The sequence below is a fragment of the Streptomyces blattellae genome, assembly GCF_009709555.1.
GTDB classification, from domain to species: Bacteria; Actinomycetota; Actinomycetes; order Streptomycetales; family Streptomycetaceae; genus Streptomyces; species Streptomyces blattellae.
The window spans coordinates 18,292-38,570 of the sequence record NZ_WJBG01000117.1; the positions used below are offsets into that span (position 1 = coordinate 18,292).

Here is a 20,279-nt window from a genome sequence, read left to right on the forward strand (position 1 = left end):
CGAGATGTTCGCTGCGTCACACGGATTGGTGCTTCTTCGCGCACAGTAGTCCACGGTTTTGATGCCGTGCCAGTAACCGCAGGTCCAGCCCGCACTGTTCACGTACATCGCACGGCCCTACCCTTGATCGTCATGGCACCCACACCGCCCGGTAACCGGGGGACACGCATTCATGTGGTCAGTGACGTGCACGGCAACGCCCGCGACCTGGCCAGAGCCGGCGACGGCGCGGACGCCCTGATCTGCCTCGGCGACCTGGTGCTGTTCCTCGACTACGCCGACCACTCGCGCGGCATCTTCCCCGACCTGTTCGGCGTCGAGAACGCCGACCGCATCGTCGAGCTGCGCACCGCCCGGCGCTTCGAGGAGGCAGGGCGGTTCGGGGCGAGCCTGTGGGCGGGCATCGGCGGTGACCGCGACGCCGCGGTCGAGAAGGCGGTACGCAAGCAGTACGCCGAGATCTTCGCGGCGTTCCCGACGCCGACGTATGCGACGTACGGCAATGTCGACATGCCGGCCTTGTGGGCCGACTACGCCGGGCCGGGCATGACCGTCCTCGACGGGGAGCGGGTGGAGATCGCGGGCCGGGTCTTCGGGTTCGTGGGAGGCGGGCTCAGGACCCCCATGCGCACACCGTACGAGATCAGCGACGAGGAATACGCGGCGAAGATCGAGGCGGTGGGGGAGGTGGACGTGCTGTGCACGCACATCCCCCCGGAGGTCCCCGAGCTGGTCTACGACACCGTGGCGCGGCGTTTCGAGCGGGGCAGCCGGGCGCTGCTGGCGGCGATCCACCGGACCAGGCCCCGCTACGCCCTGTTCGGCCATGTCCATCAGCCGCTCGTGCGCAGGATGCGGATCGGGGCCACGGAGTGCGTGAACGTCGGGCACTTCGCGGGGACGGGCAAGCCGTGGGCGCTTCAGTGGTGAGCGCCGTCCGGCAAGCCGGGTGACGGGGGTGAAGTCGGCAGGTCGGGCGCGCGGTAGCCTTCACGCTGCACACACGTGCGCACGAGGACGATCTCTGACGTTCTACCGGCCCGCATCTGGAGGAGCCACGGCGATGGCGGAACACACCAGTTCGAGCATCACGATCGAGGCGGCACCGGCCGACGTCATGGGGGTGATCGCCGACTTCGCCCGCTACCCGGACTGGACCGGTGAGGTGAAGGAGGCGGAGGTCCTCAAGACCGACGGTCAGGGGCGTGCGGAAGAGGTCCGCCTGGTGATGGACGCCGGGGCGATCAAGGACGACCAGGTGCTCGGGTACACCTGGACCGGGGAGCACGAGGTCTCCTGGACGCTGGTCAAGTCCCAGATGCTGCGGTCCCTCGACGGCTCCTACATCCTCAAGCCCGCCGGCTCCGGCGCCACCGAGGTCACCTACCAGCTCACCGTCGACGTCAAGATCCCCATGCTCGGCATGATCAAGCGCAAGGCCGAGAAGGTCATCATCGACCGCGCGCTGGCGGGCCTGAAGAAACGCGTGGAGTCGGGCCCGGCCCAGTAGGGAGATCGGCAAAGCCGCGGGCAGTCGTGCCGCCTGGGGGCGGCAGGGGTGGGCGCGGGCGGCAACCCGTCAGCGCCGGGCCGCGCGACCCATCCCCGGCCCGCATCGGTGCCGGGCCCCGCGCCACCGGGCTGCACGGAGACGTCCGTTACGGTTCACCCCTATGCGCACCATCCTGCTCACCGGCCCAGGCGGCAGCGGCCGTACGACCGTCGCCGCCGCCACCGCACTCGCCGCCGCCCGCGACGGCATCGAGACCCTGGTGCTGAGCGGCGATCGGACGGACACGCTCGGCGCCGCCCTGGGGGCGAGCGTCGGTCCGGCCCCCCACCGCGTCGCCCCGCACCTGACCGCCTGGCGACCGGACGCGGCCGACGCGTTCCGCGACGACCTCGCCGCCTTCCAGGAACGTGCGACGGCGGCCTTCGACCTGCTCGGCGCCACCCGGCTCGACCCGGAGGAGGTCACCCCGCTCCCCGGCGCGGAAGAGCTCACGCTGCTGCGCGCCCTGCGCGACGCCGCCCTCGCGGAGGCGCACGACCTGCTCGTCGTGGACCTTCCGGCCGTTCCCGACGCCCTGGCCCTCCTCTCCCTGCCCGCGGAGCTCCGGCGCTACCTGCGCCGTCTGCTCCCGCCCGAACGGCAGGCGGCCCGCGCCCTGCGCCCCGTGCTGGGGCGGCTCGCCGGGGTCCCTCTGCCCGCGGAGTGGCTGTACGAGACCGCCGCCCGCTGGGACACGGAGCTGGCCGCGGTCGAGGCCGTCGTCGCCGACCGGAACACCGTCGTACGGCTGGTCGCGGAGCCCGGTCCGAGCGGCGCCGACGCCGTACGCACCGCCGCCCTCGCCCTCGCCCTGCGCGGCCTGCGCCCCGACGTCCTCATCGCCAACCGCGTCCTGCCCGACACCGCCGCCGACAGCTGGCTTGCCGGCCCCGTCGCCCAGCAGCGCAAGGTACTGGAGGAGTGGGAGGGGTCGTACGAGGTCCAGGTCGTCGCCCACCTGGGACGGGACCCGCGCGGTACCGAGGACCTCACCGACCTCACTGTCCCCGGTGTCAACACACACCCCTCCACCGTCGAGTGGCCCGTCACCGACCGGCTCGCCGACGACGGCGTCAGCCGGGTCCTCGTATGGCACATCCCGCTGCCCGGCGCCCGGCGGGACGAGCTGGACCTCGTCCGGCGCGGGGACGAACTCGTCGTCACCGCGGGGCAGTTCCGGCGTGTCGTCCCGCTGCCGTCCGCCCTGCGCCGCTGCACGGTTGAGGGCGCCGCCCTGCGCGACGGCGAGCTGTGCATCCGCTGTGTTCCGGACCCCGGACAGTGGCCCCGGACACGGTGAAACCGGTACGCCCGTTCGGGTAACGTCGTAGGGACGAACCGTAGTCAGGAGAGTCCGCCATGAGCGAAGAGCGCGACGCGTCCGACGCCAATCCGGAGAAGCTCGAAAAGTTCGAGCCCGCCGAGCGGGAAGCCGCCGACGAGGTACGCGCGACTGACGCCGATGCCTGGGCGACCGCGTGTGCCGAGGATCTCGCGGCGGAGAAGGACCGCTGCCGCGCCACCTACGGCCCGCCTCCGGGCTCGGCCGCCGAGGAACTGCGCAAGCTCGTCGACACCGTCACGGACAAGCTGTCCGGGCTGCAGTCCCCGCTGCTCGGCGCGGTCGCCGGACCCGTCGCCGAGCAGATGGTGCGCCAGGTCGTCCAGCAGGCCAGGGCCGCCGTGGAGCCGGTGATCGAGCGCAACCCGGACGTCTTCGACCACCTCGCGGCAGCCGGCAGCGAACTCCTCGCCGCCTACCGCTCCGCCGTCCAGGCCCAGGAGCGCCGCTGGACCGGCCGCATGGACGAGCTGGAAGAGTCCCCCGACGACCGCAAGGACCCCGGCGAGGGCACCGGCCCCGGCCAGCGTATCGACTTGGACTGACGCCCCCCTCGGGTACGGTTGGCCATAGCGGGGCTCGACCGAAACTGAGGGATTCATGGGACTCACCATCGGCGTCGACATCGGCGGCACGAAGATCGCGGCCGGCGTGGTCGACGAGGAAGGCAACATCCTCTCGACCCACAAGGTGCCGACCCCGGGCACGCCCGAGGGCATCGTGGACGCCATCGCCTCCGCCGTGGAGGGCGCACGTGCCGGACACGAGATCGTCGGCGTGGGCATCGGTGCCGCCGGTTACGTCAACCGCCAGCGCTCGACGGTGTACTTCGCGCCCAACATCGACTGGCGCCAGGAGCCGCTGAAGGAGAAGGTCGAGGCCCGCGTCGGTCTCCCCGTGGTCGTGGAGAACGACGCCAACGCCGCCGCCTGGGGCGAGTACAAGTTCGGCGCCGGCAAGGGCCACCGCAACGTCATCTGCATCACGCTCGGCACCGGCCTCGGCGGCGGCATCATCATCGGCAACGAGCTGCGCCGCGGCCACTTCGGCGTCGCCGCCGAGTTCGGCCACATCCGGATGGTGCCGGACGGCCTGCTGTGCGGCTGCGGCTCACAGGGCTGCTGGGAGCAGTACGCCTCCGGCCGCGCGCTGGTGAGATACGCCAGGCAGCGCGCCAACGCCACCCCGGAGAACGCCGAGCTGCTGCTGGGAATGGGCGACGGCACCCCCGACGGCATCGAGGGCAAGCACATCTCCATGGCCGCCCGCCAGGGCGACCCGGTCGCCGTCGACTCCTACCGTGAACTCGCCCGCTGGGCCGGCGCCGGCCTCGCCGACCTCGCCTCCCTCTTCGACCCCTCCGCCTTCATCGTCGGCGGCGGCCTCTCCGACGAGGGCGAACTCGTCCTCGACCCCATCCGCAAGTCCTACAAGCGCTGGCTCGTGGGCGGCAACTGGCGCCCGGTGGCCGACGTCATCGCGGCTCAGCTGGGCAACGAGGCCGGGCTGGTGGGCGCGGCGGACCTGGCGAGGGAGCCTGACCCGATCATGTGACGCGGCGGTTGTCGTCGCCCCAGGGGGCGCGGGGCTTGTCAAACATGCGGCTCCGCCGTGATGGGGGAGCGACCAGCCACACCCGACCGGCAGTCGCTCACGAGCCTCGCGTCCCGAGCCATCGGGCGTAAATTGATCTACATGGCGCTGCTACCCAACTCCACCACCGACCCCGACGGTTCAGCCGTCATCCGCGTTCTCAGCTACAACATCCGCTCGATGCGTGACGACACGGCCGCCCTCGCGCGCGTCATCAGCGCCTGCGATCCCGACCTCGTCCTGATCCAGGAAGCCCCCCGCTTCTTCCGCTGGCGCAAGAAGCTCGCCCGCCTGGCCCGTGCGGCGAACCTCGTCATCCTCACCGGCGGGGCCACCGCAGCCGGACCCGCGATCCTCTGCAACCTCCGTGCCACCGTCGAGCGAACCGAGGACGTCCTCCTCCCGCTCACCCCCGGCAGGCACCGCCGCGGCTTCGCCACCGCAGTCGTCCGCTTCGCCGGTGCCCGCGTCGGCGTCCTCAGCTGCCACCTCAGCCTCCACAAGGACGAGCGGTACGAGCAGGGCGGCATGCTCCTCGACCGGCTCGCCGGCCTGGGCGTGGAGCACGCCATCGCGGGCGGCGACCTCAACGAAGGGCCTGTCGGCCGCACCTTTCAGAGCCTTGCCACCGACCTGACCGACTGCTGGGCCACCGCCCCCTGGGGCGCCGAGCACACCTGGATCCGCGACGAACCCCACCGCCGTATCGACGCGATCTTCGCCACCAAGGGCATCGAGGTACTGGGCTGCGGTGTACCGGTGGACCACCCCGGAGTGGCCGAGGCGGACTTGAGGGCGGCCACGGATCACCTTCCGGTGCTGGCCGCCCTCAGAATTCCGGCGAACTAGAAAATCCCGGCGAACTAGAAGAATCCCGGTGAGCTAGAAGAATCCCGGCGAGCTAGACGACCGCTCCCCGCCCCGGATCGTCGTCGTCCTCGTCGTCCGTCCGCATCCGCATCACCAATGTGCTGAAGCCGCCCACGAAGCCGCCGATGCCGAGAGTGGTGAGCCACCAGGTCATCTCCCAGCCGAGGAGGACCGCGAGCAGCAGCAGGAGCGGTCCGCCGATCACGCCGAGCCAGGCGAACTTGGCGGTGGTGTCGGCCTCCGGCAGCGGTGGCGGCTCGGGCGGCACGAAGTGGCCCTCGTCGTCCTCCTCGAAGTCGTCCTCGGACGGCTCGGGCGCGGTGTAGTCCCGCGGGCCGCCGATGCCGGGCGCGAAGGAGATGGAGCTGCCGAGCGGCTTGGCAGGCTTCGCCGCCGCCTCCTCCTCGCCGCCCTCGTCCTTGGCTTCCTTCGTCTCCCCGATGCCCTCGTCGTTGGTCTCCGGCTCCAGCAGCGCCAGATCCTCGATGGACTTGAACGGCTTGGCACCCGGCGGGTCCGGCGGCTCCTCGCCGTACCCCGCGACGATCGCCTCCCAGGCGGCGGCCTCGTCGAAGGGGACGCCCTGCTCGTCCGGCTCGCGGTCCTCGCGGTCGGAGTCGTGCTCAGCCACCTGCGGCCGTCCCTTCCTTGCCGAGACCGGGTGCGATCCGGCCGATGAACGCGAGGCTCTCCGCGAAGATCCGGTCCGCATCGTGGTCCAACGTCGCCACGTGGTAGCTCTGTTCCAGCAGGATCTCCCGGACGTCCGTCGACGAGATCCGGCTCAGGATCCGCGCCGAGTCGGCGGGCGGTACGACATGGTCCTGGGGGCTGCGCAGCAGCAGCATCGGCTGGGTGACCTGCGGCAGCTCGCCGTCGAGCAGTTGGAAGAACCGGCGCAGGGAGTGCGCCGCGTGCAACGGCACCTTGTCGTACCCGACCTCCGCGCTGCCGGGCAGGGCGATGTCGCTGGCGATCCCCTTCGTGGTACGGACGAGATGGCGGGCCACCGGAAGGGCGTACGCCGTGAGGCCGTGCACCTTGTTGGCCGGGTTGACGACCACGACGCCGCTGATCGCGTCCCCGTGCTTGGCGGCCAGCCGCAGGGCCAGCGCGCCGCCCATGGACAGGCCCGCGACGAACACCCGCGTGCAGCGCTCGCGCAGGGCGCGCAGCTCGCGGTCCACCTCCGCGTACCAGTCCTGCCAGCCGGTGAGCTGCATGTCCTCCCAGCGAGTGCCGTGCCCGGGCAGCAGCGGCAGCGAGACGGTCAGGCCGCGCTCGGCGAGATACCCCGCCCAGGGGCGCAGCGACTGCGGCGAGCCGGTGAAGCCGTGGCAGAGGAGGACGCCGACCTCCCCGCCCTCGTGGCGGAACGGCTCGGCTCCAGGGAGGAGCGGCACCTTGGGTCTCCTGTCGATGAGCGTTCATGAGAAAGGCGGTGTGCTTCACCGTACGCGACCGCACTGACACCGACCAGGGCCGTCGGCTCCATTGACGGTGCGCCGGGTTATGGTCTGATCGACACACACAGGAGGCACTCGGTTGTTGTACGGCGCGATGAAGGTCGCTGTTGGGGGACCGCTGAAGGTCGCCTTCAGGCCCTGGGTGGAAGGCCTGGAGAACGTACCGGCCGAGGGCCCCGCGATCCTGGCGAGCAACCACCTGTCGTTCTCGGACTCGTTCTTCCTGCCCGCCGTCCTCGACCGCAAGGTCACCTTCATCGCGAAGGCCGAGTACTTCACCACCCCCGGCATCAAGGGCCGGATGACCGCCGCCTTCTTCAGGGGCGTCGGCCAGCTCCCGGTGGACCGCTCCGGTGGGCGCGGCGCCGGCGAGGCCGCCATCAAGAGCGGCATCGAGGTGCTGGAGCGCGGTGAGCTGTTCGGCATCTACCCGGAGGGCACGCGCTCGCCCGACGGCCGCCTCTACCGGGGCAAGCCCGGGGGCCTCGCGCGCGTGGCGCTCGCGTCCGGCGCCCCCGTCATCCCGGTCGCGATGATCGACACGGAGAAGATCCAGCCGCCGGGGAAGGTGATGCCGAAGCTGATGCGCCCGGGCATCCGCATCGGCGAGCCGCTGGACTTCAGCCGGTACAGCGGCATGGAGCACGACCGCTTCGTGCTGCGCGCGGTGACCGACGAGGTCATGTACGAGATCATGAAGCTCTCCGGCCAGGAGTACGTCGACATCTACGCGACCGCCGCCAAGCGGCAGATCGCGGAGGCGGCCAAGGCCGAGAAGGACGCGGAGAAAGCGGCCAGAGCGAAGGCCAAGTCCGAGTCCTAGACACGGCTGGAGCGCCCTGGAGACGAAGGACCAAAAAGGGGGGGACACATGACCAGGCGCGAGCGCGTCATGCGGATGTCGGTCGAGCAGCCGCTGTGGCGTGCCCTCACGGGCTACCGGATCCTGACGCTGCTGTACGCGATCGGGCTGTTCGCCACGGACTACGACGAGTTCAGCCGCCCCTGGGTGGCGATCGCGTACTACGCCGTACTGGCCGTCTGGACGTTCGCGACCCTGCCCCGGGTGGCGAACGCGGCGAGCTGCACCAAGCGGTTCCTCGCCGTCGACCTCACCATCGCGCTCACCGGCATCCTGGTCACCGGACTCGCCGCCGGCACCGAGCGGATCGACGCCGGCGGGCCCACGCTGCCGTCGATATGGACCGCCGGGTCCGTGCTCGCGTTCGCCATCAAGGGCGGCTGGCGCTGGGCCGTCTTCGCCTCCACGCCGGTCGCCGTCGCCAACCTGATCTACCGTGGCGCCCCCGCCCGCGACACCGTCCACAACGTGATCCTCGTCTGGGTCGCCTCCATCGCCATCGGCTACGTCGTCGAGGTCGCCCGCGCCTCCGAGCGCACCCTCGCCCGCGCCCTGGAGATCGAGGCCGCCACCCGCGAACGGGAGCGGCTCGCCCGGGACATCCACGACAGCGTCCTTCAGGTGCTGGCCATGGTGCAGCGGCGCGGCGCCGTCCTGGGCGGTGAGGCGGCCGAGCTGGGCCGGATGGCGGGAGAGCAGGAGGTGGCGCTGCGCACGCTGGTCTCCGGCGGCATGGTGCCCGTCTCCCGGGTGTCGGAGGACGCCGCCGAGGGGGCGGTCGTACGAACCGTCGAAGAGCCGGACGAGGACGGGCCGGTGGACCTGCGCGCACTGCTCGCCCCGTGCGCGGGGGCCCGGGTCAGCCTCGCCGAGCCCGGTGCCCCGGTGCCGCTGCCGCCGGCCACCGCCAAGGAACTGGCCGCGGCCGTCGGGGCCGCCCTGGACAACGTACGCAAGCATGCCGGGGAGGATGCCCGGGCCTGGATCCTGGTCGAGGACGAGCCCGACGAGGTCGTCGTGACCGTACGGGACGACGGACCCGGCATCCCCGAGGGGCGGCTCGCGCAGGCCGAGGGGGAGGGGCGGCTCGGGGTCGCCCTGTCGATCCGGGGGCGGCTGCGGGAGATCGGCGGCAGCGCCGAGCTGATCTCGGTGCCGGGTCAGGGCACCGAAGTCGAACTGAAGGTGCCGAAGAAGGTCTCGAAGTTCTCAGGGGGGACGCGATGAGCGAGCGGCAGGGTCCGATCAGGGTGATGGTGGTCGACGACCACCCCATGTGGCGCGACGCCGTCGCCCGCGACCTGGGCGAGTCCGGCTTCGACGTGGTGGCCACCGCGGGCGACGGCGACCAGGCCGTACGCCGGGCCAAGGCCGCCGCCCCGGACGTCCTGGTTCTCGACCTCAACCTGCCGGCCAAGCCGGGCGTCCAGGTCTGCAAGGAACTCGTCGGCCACAACCCGGCGTTGCGCGTCCTGGTGCTGTCCGCGAGCGGTGAGCACGCCGACGTACTGGAGGCGGTCAAGTCGGGCGCGACCGGCTATCTGCTGAAGTCGGCCTCGACCGAGGAACTGCTCGACGCGGTGCGCCGTACGGCCGTCGGCGACCCGGTGTTCACACCCGGACTGGCCGGACTCGTCCTCGGCGAGTACCGGCGGCTGGCGTCCGAGCCGGTGCCCGCCGCGGCGGACGCCGAGCAGCCGGGGGCCCCGCAGCTCACCGAGCGGGAGACCGAGGTGCTGCGGCTGGTCGCCAAGGGCCTGAGCTACAAGCAGATCGCCGAACGCCTCGTCATCTCCCACCGCACGGTGCAGAACCACGTGCAGAACACCCTCGGCAAACTCCAGTTGCACAATCGCGTGGAACTCGTGCGGTACGCCATAGAGCGCGGACTTGACGACGAGTAAACCAACCGCCCGCTGATTCACCGGAATTGCCGTTCCGACCCATCCCTTAGTGACCTGGATCACTATTAGCGTTGCCTCACCAGGCAACCGCGGCGAAGGGACATTTCCATGCGGGTCGGAGTACTGACCGGAGGCGGCGACTGCCCCGGGCTCAACGCCGTCATCCGGGCCATCGTCCGCAAGGGCGTGCAGGAGTACGGCTACGACTTCGTCGGCTTCCGGGACGGCTGGCGAGGCCCCCTGGAGAACGACTCCGTACGGCTGGACATCCCCGCCGTGCGCGGCATCCTGCCCCGCGGCGGCACCGTCCTCGGCTCCTCGCGGACGAATCCGCTGAAGCAGGAGGACGGCATCCGCCGCATCAAGGAGAACCTCGCCAAGCAGGAGATCGAGGCGCTCATCGCCATCGGCGGCGAGGACACCCTCGGCGTCGCCGCGCGACTGTCCGACGAGTACGGCGTGCCGTGCGTCGGCGTCCCGAAGACCATCGACAACGACCTGTCCGCCACGGACTACACCTTCGGCTTCGACACCGCGGTCAGCATCGCCACGGAGGCGATCGACCGCCTGCACACCACCGCCGAGTCGCACATGCGGGTCCTGGTCTGCGAGGTCATGGGCCGGCACGCCGGCTGGATCGCGATCCACTCCGGGCTCGCGGGCGGCGCCAACGTCATCCTCATCCCCGAGCAGCGCTTCGACGTCGACCAGGTGTGCGCCTGGGTGACGTCCCGCTTCAAGGCGTCGTACGCCCCGATCGTGGTGGTCGCCGAGGGCGCCATGCCCAAGGACGGTGACATGGTGCTCAAGGACCAGTCCCTGGACTCCTTCGGGCATGTGCGGCTGTCCGGCGTCGGCGAGTGGCTGGCCAAGGAGATCGAGAAGCGCACCGGCAAGGAGGCCCGCACCACCGTCCTGGGGCACATCCAGCGCGGCGGCACGCCCAGCGCCTTCGACCGGTGGCTCGCTACCCGCTTCGGCCTGCACGCCATCGAGGCCGTCCGCGACGGCGACTTCGGCAAGATGGTCGCCCTGCGCGGCACGGACATCGTCCGCGTACCGATCGCCGAGGCCACGGCCAAGCTGAAGACGGTCGACCCGACGCTGTACGAGGAGGTCGGGGTCTTCTTCGGCTGACGGCTTGTCCTGGGCGCCGGCCGGGCATCTCCGCCCGGCCGGCGCCCGAGGACGACTCCCGGTCAGGAACGTCCTCGACTACCGGGCCGGCCGCCGCTCGGAGAACGTGCCGGTGTCGCGCAGCCGACCGACCAGTTCCCGTACGACGGCGGTGCCGTTCAGCGTCAGCACCGACTCGGGGTGGAACTGCACGCCCGCGAATCCAGCCCCTCGTACGGCATGGACCTCATGGGAGGCGCTCCGGCTCACCTCGATGCCGTGCGCGGCCAGCTCCTGCGCCGACTCGTCGTCGCAGCGGGCCACGAAGCTGTTGTAGAAACCGACGGTCTCCGTCCGCCCGAACAGATCGATCTCCGTCTGCGCACCCTGGTACGGAACCTCCTTCCGTACGATCTCCAGCCCGAGCTCGGCCGCGATCAGCTCGTGCCCGAGGCAGACGCCGAGGACGCCGTGGCTGTTGCACGCGCGGAGCACTTCGGCGGTGAGGCCGCGCAGGAAGCTCATCTTGGGGTCCGTCAGGTCGCTCGGGTCGCCCGGGCCGGGACCGAGGACGACCGGCCCCTCGTGCGCGAGGACCGTCTTCCGCAGCCCCGGTTCGTCGTAGCGCCGGACGGTGACGGTGAGACCCGACGAGCGCAGGACGTGCGCGAGCATCGCCGTGAAGGTGTCCTCCCCGTCGACGACCAGGGCGTGTCCCGTGAGTTCCTGGGCACGCTCCTGCATCCGCAGCCAGAACGGCGCCAGCGAGGCCCGGCGCCCGTCGAGCGCGGCCCGCACGCGCGGGTCGTCGGCGAGACGCACGCGCGCGTGCTTCTCACGCGGCCGTGACGGACGTACGCCCAGTGCCGTCAGCACACCCGCGGCCTTCGCGTGTGTCTCCGCGACCTCGCTCGCGGGGTCCGAGCCGCGGACGAGCGTGGCGCCGACCGGCACCCGCAGCCGTCCGTCGGCGTCGATGTCGGCGGTGCGGATGAGGATCGGGGAGTCCAGGGTCTGGGCGCCGCCGGAGTCCTTGCCCAGGAGGGCCAGCGCCCCCGCGTAGTAGCCCCGCCCGCCGACCTCGTGCCGCTCGATGACCCGGCAGGCGTTCTGCACCGGTGAGCCGGTCACGGTCGCCGCGAACATGGTCTCCTTGAGGACCTCCCGCACATCCAGCGAGGACCGGCCCCGCAGCTCGTACTCGGTGTGGGCGAGGTGGGCCATCTCCTTCAGCCGCGGGCCGACGACCACCCCGCCCATGTCGCCCACCGTGCACATCATCTTGAGCTCCTCGTCGACGACCATCGACAACTCCTCGATCTCCTTGCCGTCGGCGAGGAAACGCAGCAGGTGCTCGGGGGCCGGGCCGTCGGCCGGGTAGCGGTACGTCCCACTGATCGGGTTCATGACGACCGTTCCTCCGGACATGCGTACATGCACTTCAGGGCTCGCACCGACCAGGGTGCGGTCCCCGGTGTGGACGACGAACGTCCAGTACGCGCCCCGCTCGCCCTCCAGGAGCCGCCGGAAGAGCGCCAGCGCGTCGGCCCGTGCGAACCCCGGGATCCCACCCTCGTACGTCCGCCGGATCACGAAGTTGGCGCCCTCACCGCGCCCGATCTCCTGGCGCAGCACGCGCCCGACGATCTCGGCGTACTCGTCGTCGTCGACGTCGAAACCGCCGCCCTCGACGTGCACGGCGTGGGCGGGCAGACTCGCGAGCGCCTCGTCCAGTGGAATGTCACATACCACCTCGGGCGTCAGCACCGCCAAAGGCGTCCCGTCGTCCCGCACGTCGAACCCGCGCTCCCGGATCTGGCGGAAGGGGACCAGGGCCAGGCCCTCGTCGGGGAGGTCGGCGAGGTGGTCGTATGCGGTGACCGGGCCGATCATGACCTCCACGGTGTTGTGATCGTGGCCGGGGGTGCGGCGGCGCAGCAGGGCGAACGGACGGGGGTCGTCCAGCAAGCCGAGCAGGTTCATGGGTCCGTGCTCCTTCTCAGGTGGAGAGGCACGGCCCGGGCCCGAAAACACCGAAGGCCGCCCCTCGGGCGGCCTTCGCGAAGTGATGTGTACGCGCAGTCAGCGGGCCGCCGGAGAAGCGGTCCACCACCAGGTCTGGATCGAGTGCGCGAACATGCGAGGCACCTTACCCCACGCCGGGCGGGTCCACCGGGGCATGTTGCTCGTCGCGGGGTTGCGGCCCCTGCGGTCCTGCCCCGGCTGTCTCACCAGACGGGCGGACGGGAAAACGACTCGACACGACCCCGTAATGTTTACTGGGTGACCGTGAACGCTGATTCCCAAGCCGTCGCTGCTCAAGCGACCTGGCGTGACCTGCCCGCGGCGCAGCAGCCTGAATACCCCGATTCCGAGGCTCTGCGCAGTGTGATCGCCGAGCTCGAGTCGTATCCGCCGCTGGTGTTCGCCGGCGAGTGTGACCAGCTGCGTGCCCGTATGGCGGCCGTTGCCAAGGGAGAGGCGTTTCTCCTTCAGGGCGGCGACTGCGCGGAGGCCTTCGACGCGGTCGGCGCCGAACAGATCAGGGCCAAGCTCAAGACCCTGCTCCAGATGGGCGCCGTGCTGACGTACGCCGCCTCCGTGCCGGTCGTGAAGGTCGGCCGGATCGCCGGCCAGTACTCCAAGCCGCGCTCCAAGCCGACCGAGACCCGCGACGGCGTGACGCTGCCGACCTACCGCGGCGACTCCGTCAACGGCTTCGACTTCACCGAGGCGGCCCGCGTCCCGGACCCCGAGCGGCTGAAGCGGATGTACCACGCCTCCGCCTCCACGCTCAACCTGGTGCGCGCCTTCACCACCGGCGGTTACGCGGATCTGCGCCAGGTGCACGCCTGGAACCAGGACTTCGTGAAGTCGTCCCCGTCCGGCCAGCGCTACGAGCAGCTGGCCCGCGAGATCGACAACGCGCTGAACTTCATGCACGCCTGCGGGGCCGACCCGGAGGAGTTCAAGACGGTCGAGTTCTACTCCTCGCACGAGGCGCTGCTGCTCGACTACGAGTCGGCGCTGACCCGGGTGGACTCGCGCACCGGGCAGCTGTACGACGTCTCCGCGCACATGGTGTGGATCGGTGAGCGCACCCGGCAGCTGGACCACGCGCACATCGAGTTCGCCTCGCGGATCAGCAACCCGATCGGCATCAAGCTCGGCCCGACGACGACGGCCGAGGAGGCGCTGCGGTACATCGAGCGCCTGGACCCGGACCGGGAGCCGGGCCGGCTGACCTTCATCGTCCGGATGGGCGCGGACAAGGTCCGCGACCGGCTTCCGGAGCTGGTGGAGAAGGTCACGGCGTCGGGTGCGACGGTGGCCTGGGTGACCGACCCGATGCACGGCAACACCTTCGAGGCGGCCTCCGGCCACAAGACCCGCCGCTTCGACGACGTGCTCGACGAGGTCAAGGGCTTCTTCGAGGTCCACAAGGGCCTGGGCACCCACCCCGGCGGCATCCACGTGGAGCTCACCGGTGACGACGTCACCGAGTGCGTGGGCGGCGGCGACGAGATCTTCGTCGACGATCTGCACCAGCGCTACGAGACGGCCTGCGACCCCCGCCTCAACCGCAGCCAGTCCCTCGACCTGGCCTTCCTCGTCGCCGAGATGTATAGGGACCAGTGACGGCCGCGCCTGTTACAGGGGCGTGAAGTAGGGCGTGGATCACATACGATCCACGCCCTACACCACTTTTAGGTCGCCTGTGCGACGGGTAAGGTTAGGTTAGCCTCACCGATCATCGGGACGGCACGACCTTATGAATCCCGCCCGGGAGGTGAACCGCGTGTACGTCTGCAACTGCTTCGGTGTGACCGAGGCGCAGGTGAAGAAACACGCGGAGGGCGGCGCCTGCACACCCCGCCAGATAGCCTCGGCCTGCAAGGCCGGCACGGACTGCGGGTCGTGTGTCCGACGGATCCAGGCGCTGCTCGGCAGGGGTGCCTGCCCGCGCCGTGAGCTGGTCGACCGGGGTGAGCCGGTCCTCGCCGAGCTGGAAGAGCTGGAAGAAGCCGCCTAGCCGGGCCGCTCGGGTCGGCTGGCTCTGGCCTAGCTCGGCTGCTCGATCTGCTGGGCGATGTACAGCGCCTCGCCGATCTTCTCGATGAGGTCCAACTGCGTGTCCAGATAGTCGATGTGGTGCTCTTCGTCTTCGAGGATCGACTCGAAGAGGTTCGCGGACGTGATGTCGCCCTTCGTGCGCATCACCTCGATACCCCGCTTGAGACGGTCGATCGCCTCGACCTCCACCTGCCGGTCGGCCTGGAACATCTCGGTGACCGTCTGGCCGACCCGCACATGGAACAGCCGCTGGTAGTTGGGCAGGCCGTCCAGCATGAGAATGCGCTCGGTGATCTTGTCCGCGTGCTTCATCTCATCGATGGACTCTTCACGCGTGTACTTGGCGAGCTTCGTCCAGCCGTTGTTGTCCTGGATCCGGTAGTGCAGCCAGTACTGGTTGATCGCCGTCAGCTCACCGGTGAGCTGTTCGTTCAGGAACTCGAGAACCTCGGGGTCGCCCTGCATTGCAGAGGCTCCTTCCAAGCGGGGAACTGGCAGGTTGCGCCGCATCCTCGCACCGGTGAAGAAGATCGTCCAGTAAGTCTTCACTTAGTAAGTAAGGGCATGCTTAGTCCGATTTGCCTGGTTGGGGGAGGGGTCGGTCGGGCGCACTGCCCCGGGTCTGTCAGGATGGAGTCATGGGTCAGCCGGTGGAGAGCGAATCTGGAGGAACGGCACAGCCGGAGCTTCCGCCGGGGCAGCGACTGCAGCGCGGCTGGCCGGTCACGCACTACGGTCCCGTCCCCAAGTTCCGGCCCGAGCGCTGGGAGTTCAGGGTCTTCGGCGCGACCGCGGACGGCGAGAAGAACTCCTGGACCCATGAGGAGTTCACGGCCCTGCCGTACACCACCGTCATGGCCGATCTGCACTGCGTGACGAAGTTCAGCATGCTCGGCGCGGAATGGGGCGGTATTCCGGCCCGTACGATCCTCGATATCGCCCCGCCCGCACCCGAGGTCACCCATGTGATGGTCTGGGCGGAGTACGGATTCAGCTCCAACCTGCGCCTCGCGGATTTCGCCGCCGAGCGCACGATCTTCGCCACCCACAAGGACGGCGAACTCCTCACCGCGGAGCACGGCTTTCCGCTCCGCCTCGTCGTCCCCCATCTGTACGCCTGGAAGGGCCCCAAATGGGTGCGCGGGGTGGAGTACATGACCGCCGACCGCCGCGGCTTCTGGGAGGAGCGCGGCTATCACAACGTCGGCGATCCATGGAAAGAGCAGCGGTACTCGTACCAGGAGGGGCCCGGGGACGGACCGGAGCTCTGAACCTGCCGGTAGGCTGAGCACCGGTCAGCAGAAAAACCCGGCAGGAGAGCCAAGATGGCCGTCTTCAACGTGATCTTCTCGGAGGCCGCGGCGCGCGTGCGCGACAGCCTTCCGGATGACCGCCTCGACGTGTTCCACGAGGGGCTCGCCATACTGGCCAAGGATCCCCGCACCAAGATCTCCGCAGCCATTTCCGGTGACGAGAACACCCGCTCGGTCGCGCTGTCCCGCACCATGGCGATCGAGTACGTCATCAGTGACGGCCTGCTCATCGTGCTCGTGGTCCACATTGTCGACACCTCGCACGTGCTGGTCGAAAACAGGGACTGACCCGGCGCCTCAACCGTCCCGGAGTTTCTTGAGCCGCTCCACGTCCGCCGCGTGCCCTTCCTTCCCGCCGGGCGTCTCGATGATCAGCGGGACGCCCTCGGTGGCGGGATGGGTCATCAGCGCGCGGAAGGGGTCCTCGCCGATGTGACCGGCGCCGATGTTCTCGTGGCGGTCCTTGTGGGCGCCGACGACGTCCTTGGAGTCATTGGCGTGGATCAGCTTCAACCGGCCCTCGCCGACCGTGTCCACCAGCAGGTCGAGCGTCTGGTGCATTCCGCTCGGCCCGGTGAGGTCGTGTCCGGCGGCGAAGACGTGGCAGGTGTCCAGGCAGACGCCCAGCATCGGATGGGCGTCCAGCGCCTCGAAGTACGGCCCGAAGTCCCAGGTGCGGGAGCAGAGCGAGGAACCCTGGCCCGCCGTCGACTCCAGCAGCAGACACGGGTCGTCGTCGTGGGTCAGCTCGTCCAGCAGCGGCAGCAGATACCGGCGGACCTGCTTCAGCGCCACACCACGGTCCCGTCCGCCGGTCGCGCTGCCCGTGTGCACCACCACGCCCAGCGCCCCGATCTCCCGCCCCCGCCGCAGTGAGTGCCGCAGCGACTCCACCGACCTCGCCACGGTCGCCTCGGTGTGCGAGCCGAAGTTGATCAGATACGGGGCATGCACATACGCCGGGATCGACTCGGCCGCGCAGGCCGCCCGGAACTCCTCGTCCTGCCGCGGGTTTCCGACGGGCGTGGCCCAGCCGCGCGGATTGGCGACGAAGACCTGCACGGTCTCCGCCCCGAGATCACGGGCATACGTCAGGCCTACGGAGTTCAGGCCGCCGGCGACGGGGACATGCCCGCCGACGGGGTTGCGCGGATGCTTGCCGGTCATTCTCTTCGCGTTCCCGTCAGCGGATCTCGATGGTGATCGTCGACCCCTTGGGAGCCGTCTTGCCGCCCTTCACGGACTGCTTGTCGACGGTGTCGCCGAACAGCCCGAGCAGACCGCGGTCCTCGTCGACCTCGAAGCCGGCGGCCTCCAGCTCCGCCCTGGCGTCGTCGACGCTGTCGCCGACCACGTCCGGAACCTCGACCATCTCCGGGCCCTTGGACAGCGTCAGCGTCACCGTGTCGCCCTCCGCGGCCCCGCTGCCGGCGGCCGGCGACTGGCGCGCGACCTGGCCCTTGTCGAACTCCGAATTGACCTGCTCGGGAGCGACCCGCACCTTCAGGCCGGCCTCCTCCAACTCCGCCCTCGCGTCCTTCAGGCTCGCGCCGGTGACGTCGGCGACCTCCACCGGGCTGCCCTTGCTGACGGTGAGCGCGACCGCGGAGCCGGAGCGCCGGGTGGTGCCCGAGCCCGGGTCGGTGCTGATCACGAAGCCCGCAGCGACGTCCTCGCTGAACTCCCGGGTGACCATGCCCGGTGCCAGCCCTTCCTGCTTCAGGACGGACCTGGCCCGGTCGAGCCGGTAGCCTTCCACGTCCGGCACCCGCACGGTCTGCGGGCCGTCGGAGATGGTGAGCGTGACGGAGTCGTTCTGCCGTATGCGTTCGCCCACCTCCGGGTCGGTGCTGATGACCGAGCCGCGCTTCACGGTGTCGCTGTACGCGTGCTCGACCTGGCCGACCTCAAGTCTGGCTTCCCCCAGCCGGTCCCGGGCCTCTGCTTCGGTCTTCGTCACCAGCGGCGGGACCCGGGTGAACTGGCCGGAGTTGATGTACCAGATGCCGGCGCCCGCGCCGAAGACCAGCAGGACGGCCGCGACGACCGTGAACAGGCGTCGCCGGGACTGGGCGGAGCGCTGCCGGGGAGGCAGCGGCGGCGGGCTCGCGAGGCGGCTCGTGCGGTGGACCTCGGGCTCGTCCTCGTTCACCGGGAGTGTCAGGGCACGCGGGATCACGCTCGTGAGGTCGTCGGCGTGGAGGTGCTCGGAGGTGATCGCCTGCGGCGGCACCGCGTCCAGCTGGTCCTCGCCGAGCGCGCCGCGGGTCTCGCGCGCGTGGGCGAGCAGCGCCACGGCGTCGTACGGCCGGATGTCGGCGTTGCGGGCGGTGGCCGACGCCACCAGCTCGTCCAGCTCGTACGCCAGCCCCGGGACGGCGGCCGACGGGGGCGGCACGTCCTCGTGCAGGTGCTTGTAGAGCACGATGGCCGGGGAGTCGCCCTGATGCGGGCGGTCGCCGGTCAGCATCTCGTAGAGCATCACGCCGCACGCGTACACGTCGACGCGCGGGTCGGCGGTGCCGTGCTCGATCTGCTCGGGGGCGAGATACGACACCGTGCCGAGCACCGCCCCAGTGGTGTTGGTGACCGTGTCCACGGACCGCACCAGCCCGAAGTCGGCGACCTTGACCCGGCCGTCGTCTCCTATCAGCACGTTCTCCGGCTTCATGTCCCGGTGCACGAACCCGGCGCGGTGCGCGGCGCCGAGCGCGGCGAGCACCGGCTCCAGGATGTCGAGTGCGGCGCGCGGCTGGAGCGCCCCGCGCTCGCGCAGTACGTCCCGGAGCGTGCAGCCTGCGACGTACTCCATGGCCAGATAGACGTACGACCCGTCGGTCCCCTGGTCGAAGACCTGCACCACGTTCGGATGAGCCAGGCGTGCGACGGACTTCGCCTCGCGGATGAACCGCTCCACGAAGGAGCCGTCGGTCGCGAGCGTGGGGTGCATCACCTTGAGTGCGAGGACGCGGTCGAGCCGGGTGTCCACGGCCCGGTAGACCGTGGCCATCCCGCCGACGGCGATCCGCGCGTCCACGCGGTAACGGCCGTCGAGCACCTGCCCGACCAGCGGGTCCTGAAGGGTCGTATCCACGCAGGCGAGTCTACGAGTTGCCGCTGACACAACCATCGTCTCGGCCGTGACAGGGGGTCTACTGCAGCCGACCTGTGACGTGTCTCGCACCTGGCGCTCCGCGGGAAGTGCCGCGATGGGCTGTCTGTCGTCCGCGGGCCCGTGGTGGCTGGTCGCTCCCCCACTCTCGAATCCGCTTGAGCGGGGGGACCGCCACCGCGGCGGAGCCGCATACGGAGCCGCATATCGGTACAGCCCCGCGCCCGTTCGGGGCGCTGCCGAACCGCGGCCGGCCTCCGCGACGCCGCGCACGATCACGGAAAAGCAGGCCGCTCCGGATCGAGTACTGCCCGCCCTTCGGCCGGTGACGACGCCTCCGCGAAGTGCCGCCGCGGAATCCGCCCGGCCCGATAGGCCAGCCGCCCCGCCTCCACCCCGTACCTCATGGCGGCAGCCATCAGCGCCGGCTCCCGCGCCCGCGTCACCGCCGAGGCGAGCATCACACCGGCACACCCCAACTCCATCGCCAGCGCCGCATCCGACGCGGTGCCCGCCCCCGCGTCCAGAATCACCGGCACGCGCGCGTGCTCCACGATCAGCTGGAAGTTGTGCGGGTTGCGGATGCCGAGTCCGGAGCCGATGGGCGAGCCGAGCGGCATGATCGCCGCGCAGCCGGCGTCCTGGAGCTTCCGTGCCAGCACCGGGTCGTCGTTCGTGTACGGCAGCACCGTGAACCCGTCGTCCACCAGCGTCTCCGCCGCCTCCAGCAGCTCGATCGGATCGGGCAGCAGGGTGCGCTCGTCGGCGATGACCTCCAGCTTGATCAGGTCGGTGCCGAGCGCCTCCCGGGCCAGCCGGGCGGTGAGGACGGCTTCCCCGGCGGTGAAACAGCCCGCCGTGTTCGGCAGCACCCGGATGCCGAGCCGCTCCAGCACCGACAGCACCGAACCGTGCACTTCGGGGTTCACCCGTCGCATCGCGACCGTGGTGAGCTCCGTGCCGGAGGCGACGAGCGCCCGCTCCAGCACCTCCAGGCTGGGCGCACCGCCCGTCCCCATGATGAGACGGGACACGAAGGCCGTACCGCCGATGACAAAGGGGTCGTCAGCCATGG

The 20,279-nt window shown here is 70.4% G+C and carries 22 protein-coding genes; 14 read left to right on the forward strand and 8 right to left on the reverse strand.

Annotated elements, in window-relative coordinates; translation table 11 throughout:
• The first annotated feature begins 174 nt into the window (after window positions 1-174).
• From GFH49_RS08375 to GFH49_RS08400, 6 genes are all read left to right on the forward strand, one after another.
• Window positions 175-930: a metallophosphoesterase family protein gene (locus tag GFH49_RS08375; RefSeq protein ID WP_196217904.1), complete on the forward strand. Its 756-nt coding sequence runs from the start codon at window positions 175-177 to the stop codon at window positions 928-930.
• A 133-nt stretch (window positions 931-1,063) separates the two neighbouring features.
• Window positions 1,064-1,510, forward strand: a complete 447-nt coding sequence (locus GFH49_RS08380) for an SRPBCC family protein (RefSeq protein WP_155055156.1) — start codon at window positions 1,064-1,066, stop codon at window positions 1,508-1,510.
• Between the two features lie 163 nt (window positions 1,511-1,673).
• Window positions 1,674-2,852, forward strand: coding sequence for an ArsA family ATPase (locus GFH49_RS08385; RefSeq protein ID WP_155055157.1), 1,179 nt, complete (start codon window positions 1,674-1,676; stop codon window positions 2,850-2,852).
• Between the two features lie 59 nt (window positions 2,853-2,911).
• Complete coding sequence (locus tag GFH49_RS08390; RefSeq protein WP_155055158.1) at window positions 2,912-3,439, forward strand: DUF5304 domain-containing protein; 528 nt, start codon at window positions 2,912-2,914, stop codon at window positions 3,437-3,439.
• A 55-nt stretch (window positions 3,440-3,494) separates the two neighbouring features.
• Window positions 3,495-4,448, forward strand: coding sequence for an ROK family glucokinase (locus GFH49_RS08395; protein ID WP_155055159.1), 954 nt, complete (start codon window positions 3,495-3,497; stop codon window positions 4,446-4,448).
• A 141-nt stretch (window positions 4,449-4,589) separates the two neighbouring features.
• Window positions 4,590-5,336: an endonuclease/exonuclease/phosphatase family protein gene (locus GFH49_RS08400; RefSeq protein ID WP_155055160.1), complete on the forward strand. Its 747-nt coding sequence runs from the start codon at window positions 4,590-4,592 to the stop codon at window positions 5,334-5,336.
• Between the two features lie 52 nt (window positions 5,337-5,388).
• On the opposite strand, the gene GFH49_RS08405 is transcribed toward GFH49_RS08400, so the two are convergent.
• Complete coding sequence (locus GFH49_RS08405) at window positions 5,389-5,988, reverse strand: hypothetical protein (RefSeq protein WP_155055161.1); 600 nt, start codon at window positions 5,986-5,988, stop codon at window positions 5,389-5,391.
• Window positions 5,981-6,760, reverse strand: coding sequence for an alpha/beta hydrolase (locus GFH49_RS08410; RefSeq protein ID WP_155055162.1), 780 nt, complete (start codon window positions 6,758-6,760; stop codon window positions 5,981-5,983). The genes GFH49_RS08405 and GFH49_RS08410 overlap by 8 nt, the downstream gene beginning before the upstream one ends.
• 145 nt (window positions 6,761-6,905) lie before the next feature.
• Here GFH49_RS08410 and GFH49_RS08415 point away from each other — a divergent pair, with 145 nt between their 5' ends.
• The 4 genes from GFH49_RS08415 to GFH49_RS08430 all read left to right on the forward strand — a co-directional run bounded on the left by GFH49_RS08415 (window position 6,906) and on the right by GFH49_RS08430 (window position 10,726).
• The gene (locus tag GFH49_RS08415) at window positions 6,906-7,646 is read left to right on the forward strand and encodes a lysophospholipid acyltransferase family protein (protein WP_155055326.1); all 741 of its coding nucleotides are present in this window, start codon (window positions 6,906-6,908) and stop codon (window positions 7,644-7,646) included.
• A gap of 48 nt (window positions 7,647-7,694) precedes the next feature.
• Window positions 7,695-8,912, forward strand: a complete 1,218-nt coding sequence (macS, locus tag GFH49_RS08420) for a MacS family sensor histidine kinase (protein ID WP_155055163.1) — start codon at window positions 7,695-7,697, stop codon at window positions 8,910-8,912.
• Window positions 8,909-9,589 (forward strand): response regulator, encoded by a 681-nt coding sequence (locus GFH49_RS08425; protein WP_155055164.1) that lies wholly within the window; start codon window positions 8,909-8,911, stop codon window positions 9,587-9,589. The genes macS and GFH49_RS08425 overlap by 4 nt, the downstream gene beginning before the upstream one ends.
• Before the next feature lie 108 nt (window positions 9,590-9,697).
• On the forward strand, window positions 9,698-10,726 hold the full coding sequence (locus tag GFH49_RS08430) for a 6-phosphofructokinase (protein ID WP_155055165.1): 1,029 nt from the start codon (window positions 9,698-9,700) through the stop codon (window positions 10,724-10,726).
• 78 nt (window positions 10,727-10,804) lie between these two features.
• On the opposite strand, the gene GFH49_RS08435 is transcribed toward GFH49_RS08430, so the two are convergent.
• Window positions 10,805-12,688 carry an anthranilate synthase family protein gene (locus GFH49_RS08435; protein ID WP_155055166.1) on the reverse strand — a complete coding sequence of 628 codons (1,884 nt, stop codon included), beginning with the start codon at window positions 12,686-12,688 and terminating at the stop codon, window positions 10,805-10,807.
• A gap of 99 nt (window positions 12,689-12,787) precedes the next feature.
• Window positions 12,788-12,886, reverse strand: coding sequence for a trp operon leader peptide (locus GFH49_RS41420; protein ID WP_408055891.1), 99 nt, complete (start codon window positions 12,884-12,886; stop codon window positions 12,788-12,790).
• Between the two features lie 102 nt (window positions 12,887-12,988).
• On the opposite strand from GFH49_RS41420, the gene GFH49_RS08445 reads away from it, so the two are divergent.
• Both GFH49_RS08445 and GFH49_RS08450 read left to right on the forward strand, forming a co-directional pair.
• Window positions 12,989-14,344 (forward strand): class II 3-deoxy-7-phosphoheptulonate synthase, encoded by a 1,356-nt coding sequence (locus GFH49_RS08445; protein ID WP_408055890.1) that lies wholly within the window; start codon window positions 12,989-12,991, stop codon window positions 14,342-14,344.
• Between the two features lie 133 nt (window positions 14,345-14,477).
• Window positions 14,478-14,738: a (2Fe-2S)-binding protein gene (locus GFH49_RS08450; protein ID WP_155055170.1), complete on the forward strand. Its 261-nt coding sequence runs from the start codon at window positions 14,478-14,480 to the stop codon at window positions 14,736-14,738.
• 29 nt (window positions 14,739-14,767) lie between these two features.
• Here the strand turns inward: GFH49_RS08450 and bfr are convergent, their stop codons facing one another.
• Window positions 14,768-15,244 carry a bacterioferritin gene (gene bfr / locus GFH49_RS08455; protein ID WP_155055171.1) on the reverse strand — a complete coding sequence of 159 codons (477 nt, stop codon included), beginning with the start codon at window positions 15,242-15,244 and terminating at the stop codon, window positions 14,768-14,770.
• A gap of 173 nt (window positions 15,245-15,417) precedes the next feature.
• Here bfr and GFH49_RS08460 point away from each other — a divergent pair, with 173 nt between their 5' ends.
• Both GFH49_RS08460 and GFH49_RS08465 read left to right on the forward strand, forming a co-directional pair.
• Entirely contained in the window at window positions 15,418-16,050 is a 633-nt protein-coding gene (locus GFH49_RS08460) for a sulfite oxidase-like oxidoreductase (protein ID WP_155055173.1), read from the forward strand.
• Between the two features lie 54 nt (window positions 16,051-16,104).
• On the forward strand, window positions 16,105-16,380 hold the full coding sequence (locus tag GFH49_RS08465) for a hypothetical protein (protein ID WP_155055174.1): 276 nt from the start codon (window positions 16,105-16,107) through the stop codon (window positions 16,378-16,380).
• 9 nt (window positions 16,381-16,389) lie between these two features.
• Here GFH49_RS08465 and GFH49_RS08470 read toward each other — a convergent pair whose 3' ends face one another.
• From GFH49_RS08470 to GFH49_RS08480, 3 genes are all read right to left on the reverse strand, one after another.
• On the reverse strand, window positions 16,390-17,259 hold the full coding sequence (locus tag GFH49_RS08470) for a deoxyribonuclease IV (RefSeq protein WP_155055175.1): 870 nt from the start codon (window positions 17,257-17,259) through the stop codon (window positions 16,390-16,392).
• A gap of 16 nt (window positions 17,260-17,275) precedes the next feature.
• Entirely contained in the window at window positions 17,276-19,186 is a 1,911-nt protein-coding gene (gene pknB, locus GFH49_RS08475) for a Stk1 family PASTA domain-containing Ser/Thr kinase (protein WP_196217895.1), read from the reverse strand.
• 293 nt (window positions 19,187-19,479) lie between these two features.
• Window positions 19,480-20,277 (reverse strand): thiazole synthase, encoded by a 798-nt coding sequence (locus GFH49_RS08480; protein ID WP_155055176.1) that lies wholly within the window; start codon window positions 20,275-20,277, stop codon window positions 19,480-19,482.
• Window positions 20,278-20,279: the final 2 nt, after the last annotated feature.

Coding starts and splice junctions, on each gene's coding strand:
- GFH49_RS08380 (WP_155055156.1), top strand. CDS start 1,064: ATGGCGGAACACACCAGTTCGAGCATCACGATCGAGGCGGCACCGGCC.
- GFH49_RS08385 (WP_155055157.1), top strand. CDS start 1,674: ATGCGCACCATCCTGCTCACCGGCCCAGGCGGCAGCGGCCGTACGACC.
- GFH49_RS08390 (WP_155055158.1), top strand. CDS start 2,912: ATGAGCGAAGAGCGCGACGCGTCCGACGCCAATCCGGAGAAGCTCGAA.
- GFH49_RS08395 (WP_155055159.1), top strand. CDS start 3,495: ATGGGACTCACCATCGGCGTCGACATCGGCGGCACGAAGATCGCGGCC.
- GFH49_RS08400 (WP_155055160.1), top strand. CDS start 4,590: ATGGCGCTGCTACCCAACTCCACCACCGACCCCGACGGTTCAGCCGTC.
- macS (WP_155055163.1), top strand. CDS start 7,695: ATGACCAGGCGCGAGCGCGTCATGCGGATGTCGGTCGAGCAGCCGCTG.
- GFH49_RS08425 (WP_155055164.1), top strand. CDS start 8,909: ATGAGCGAGCGGCAGGGTCCGATCAGGGTGATGGTGGTCGACGACCAC.
- GFH49_RS08430 (WP_155055165.1), top strand. CDS start 9,698: ATGCGGGTCGGAGTACTGACCGGAGGCGGCGACTGCCCCGGGCTCAAC.
- GFH49_RS08435 (WP_155055166.1), bottom strand. CDS start 12,688: ATGAACCTGCTCGGCTTGCTGGACGACCCCCGTCCGTTCGCCCTGCTG.
- GFH49_RS41420 (WP_408055891.1), bottom strand. CDS start 12,886: ATGCCCCGGTGGACCCGCCCGGCGTGGGGTAAGGTGCCTCGCATGTTC.
- GFH49_RS08450 (WP_155055170.1), top strand. CDS start 14,478: ATGAATCCCGCCCGGGAGGTGAACCGCGTGTACGTCTGCAACTGCTTC.
- bfr (WP_155055171.1), bottom strand. CDS start 15,244: ATGCAGGGCGACCCCGAGGTTCTCGAGTTCCTGAACGAACAGCTCACC.
- GFH49_RS08460 (WP_155055173.1), top strand. CDS start 15,418: ATGGGTCAGCCGGTGGAGAGCGAATCTGGAGGAACGGCACAGCCGGAG.
- GFH49_RS08465 (WP_155055174.1), top strand. CDS start 16,105: ATGGCCGTCTTCAACGTGATCTTCTCGGAGGCCGCGGCGCGCGTGCGC.
- GFH49_RS08470 (WP_155055175.1), bottom strand. CDS start 17,259: ATGACCGGCAAGCATCCGCGCAACCCCGTCGGCGGGCATGTCCCCGTC.
- GFH49_RS08480 (WP_155055176.1), bottom strand. CDS start 20,277: ATGGCTGACGACCCCTTTGTCATCGGCGGTACGGCCTTCGTGTCCCGT.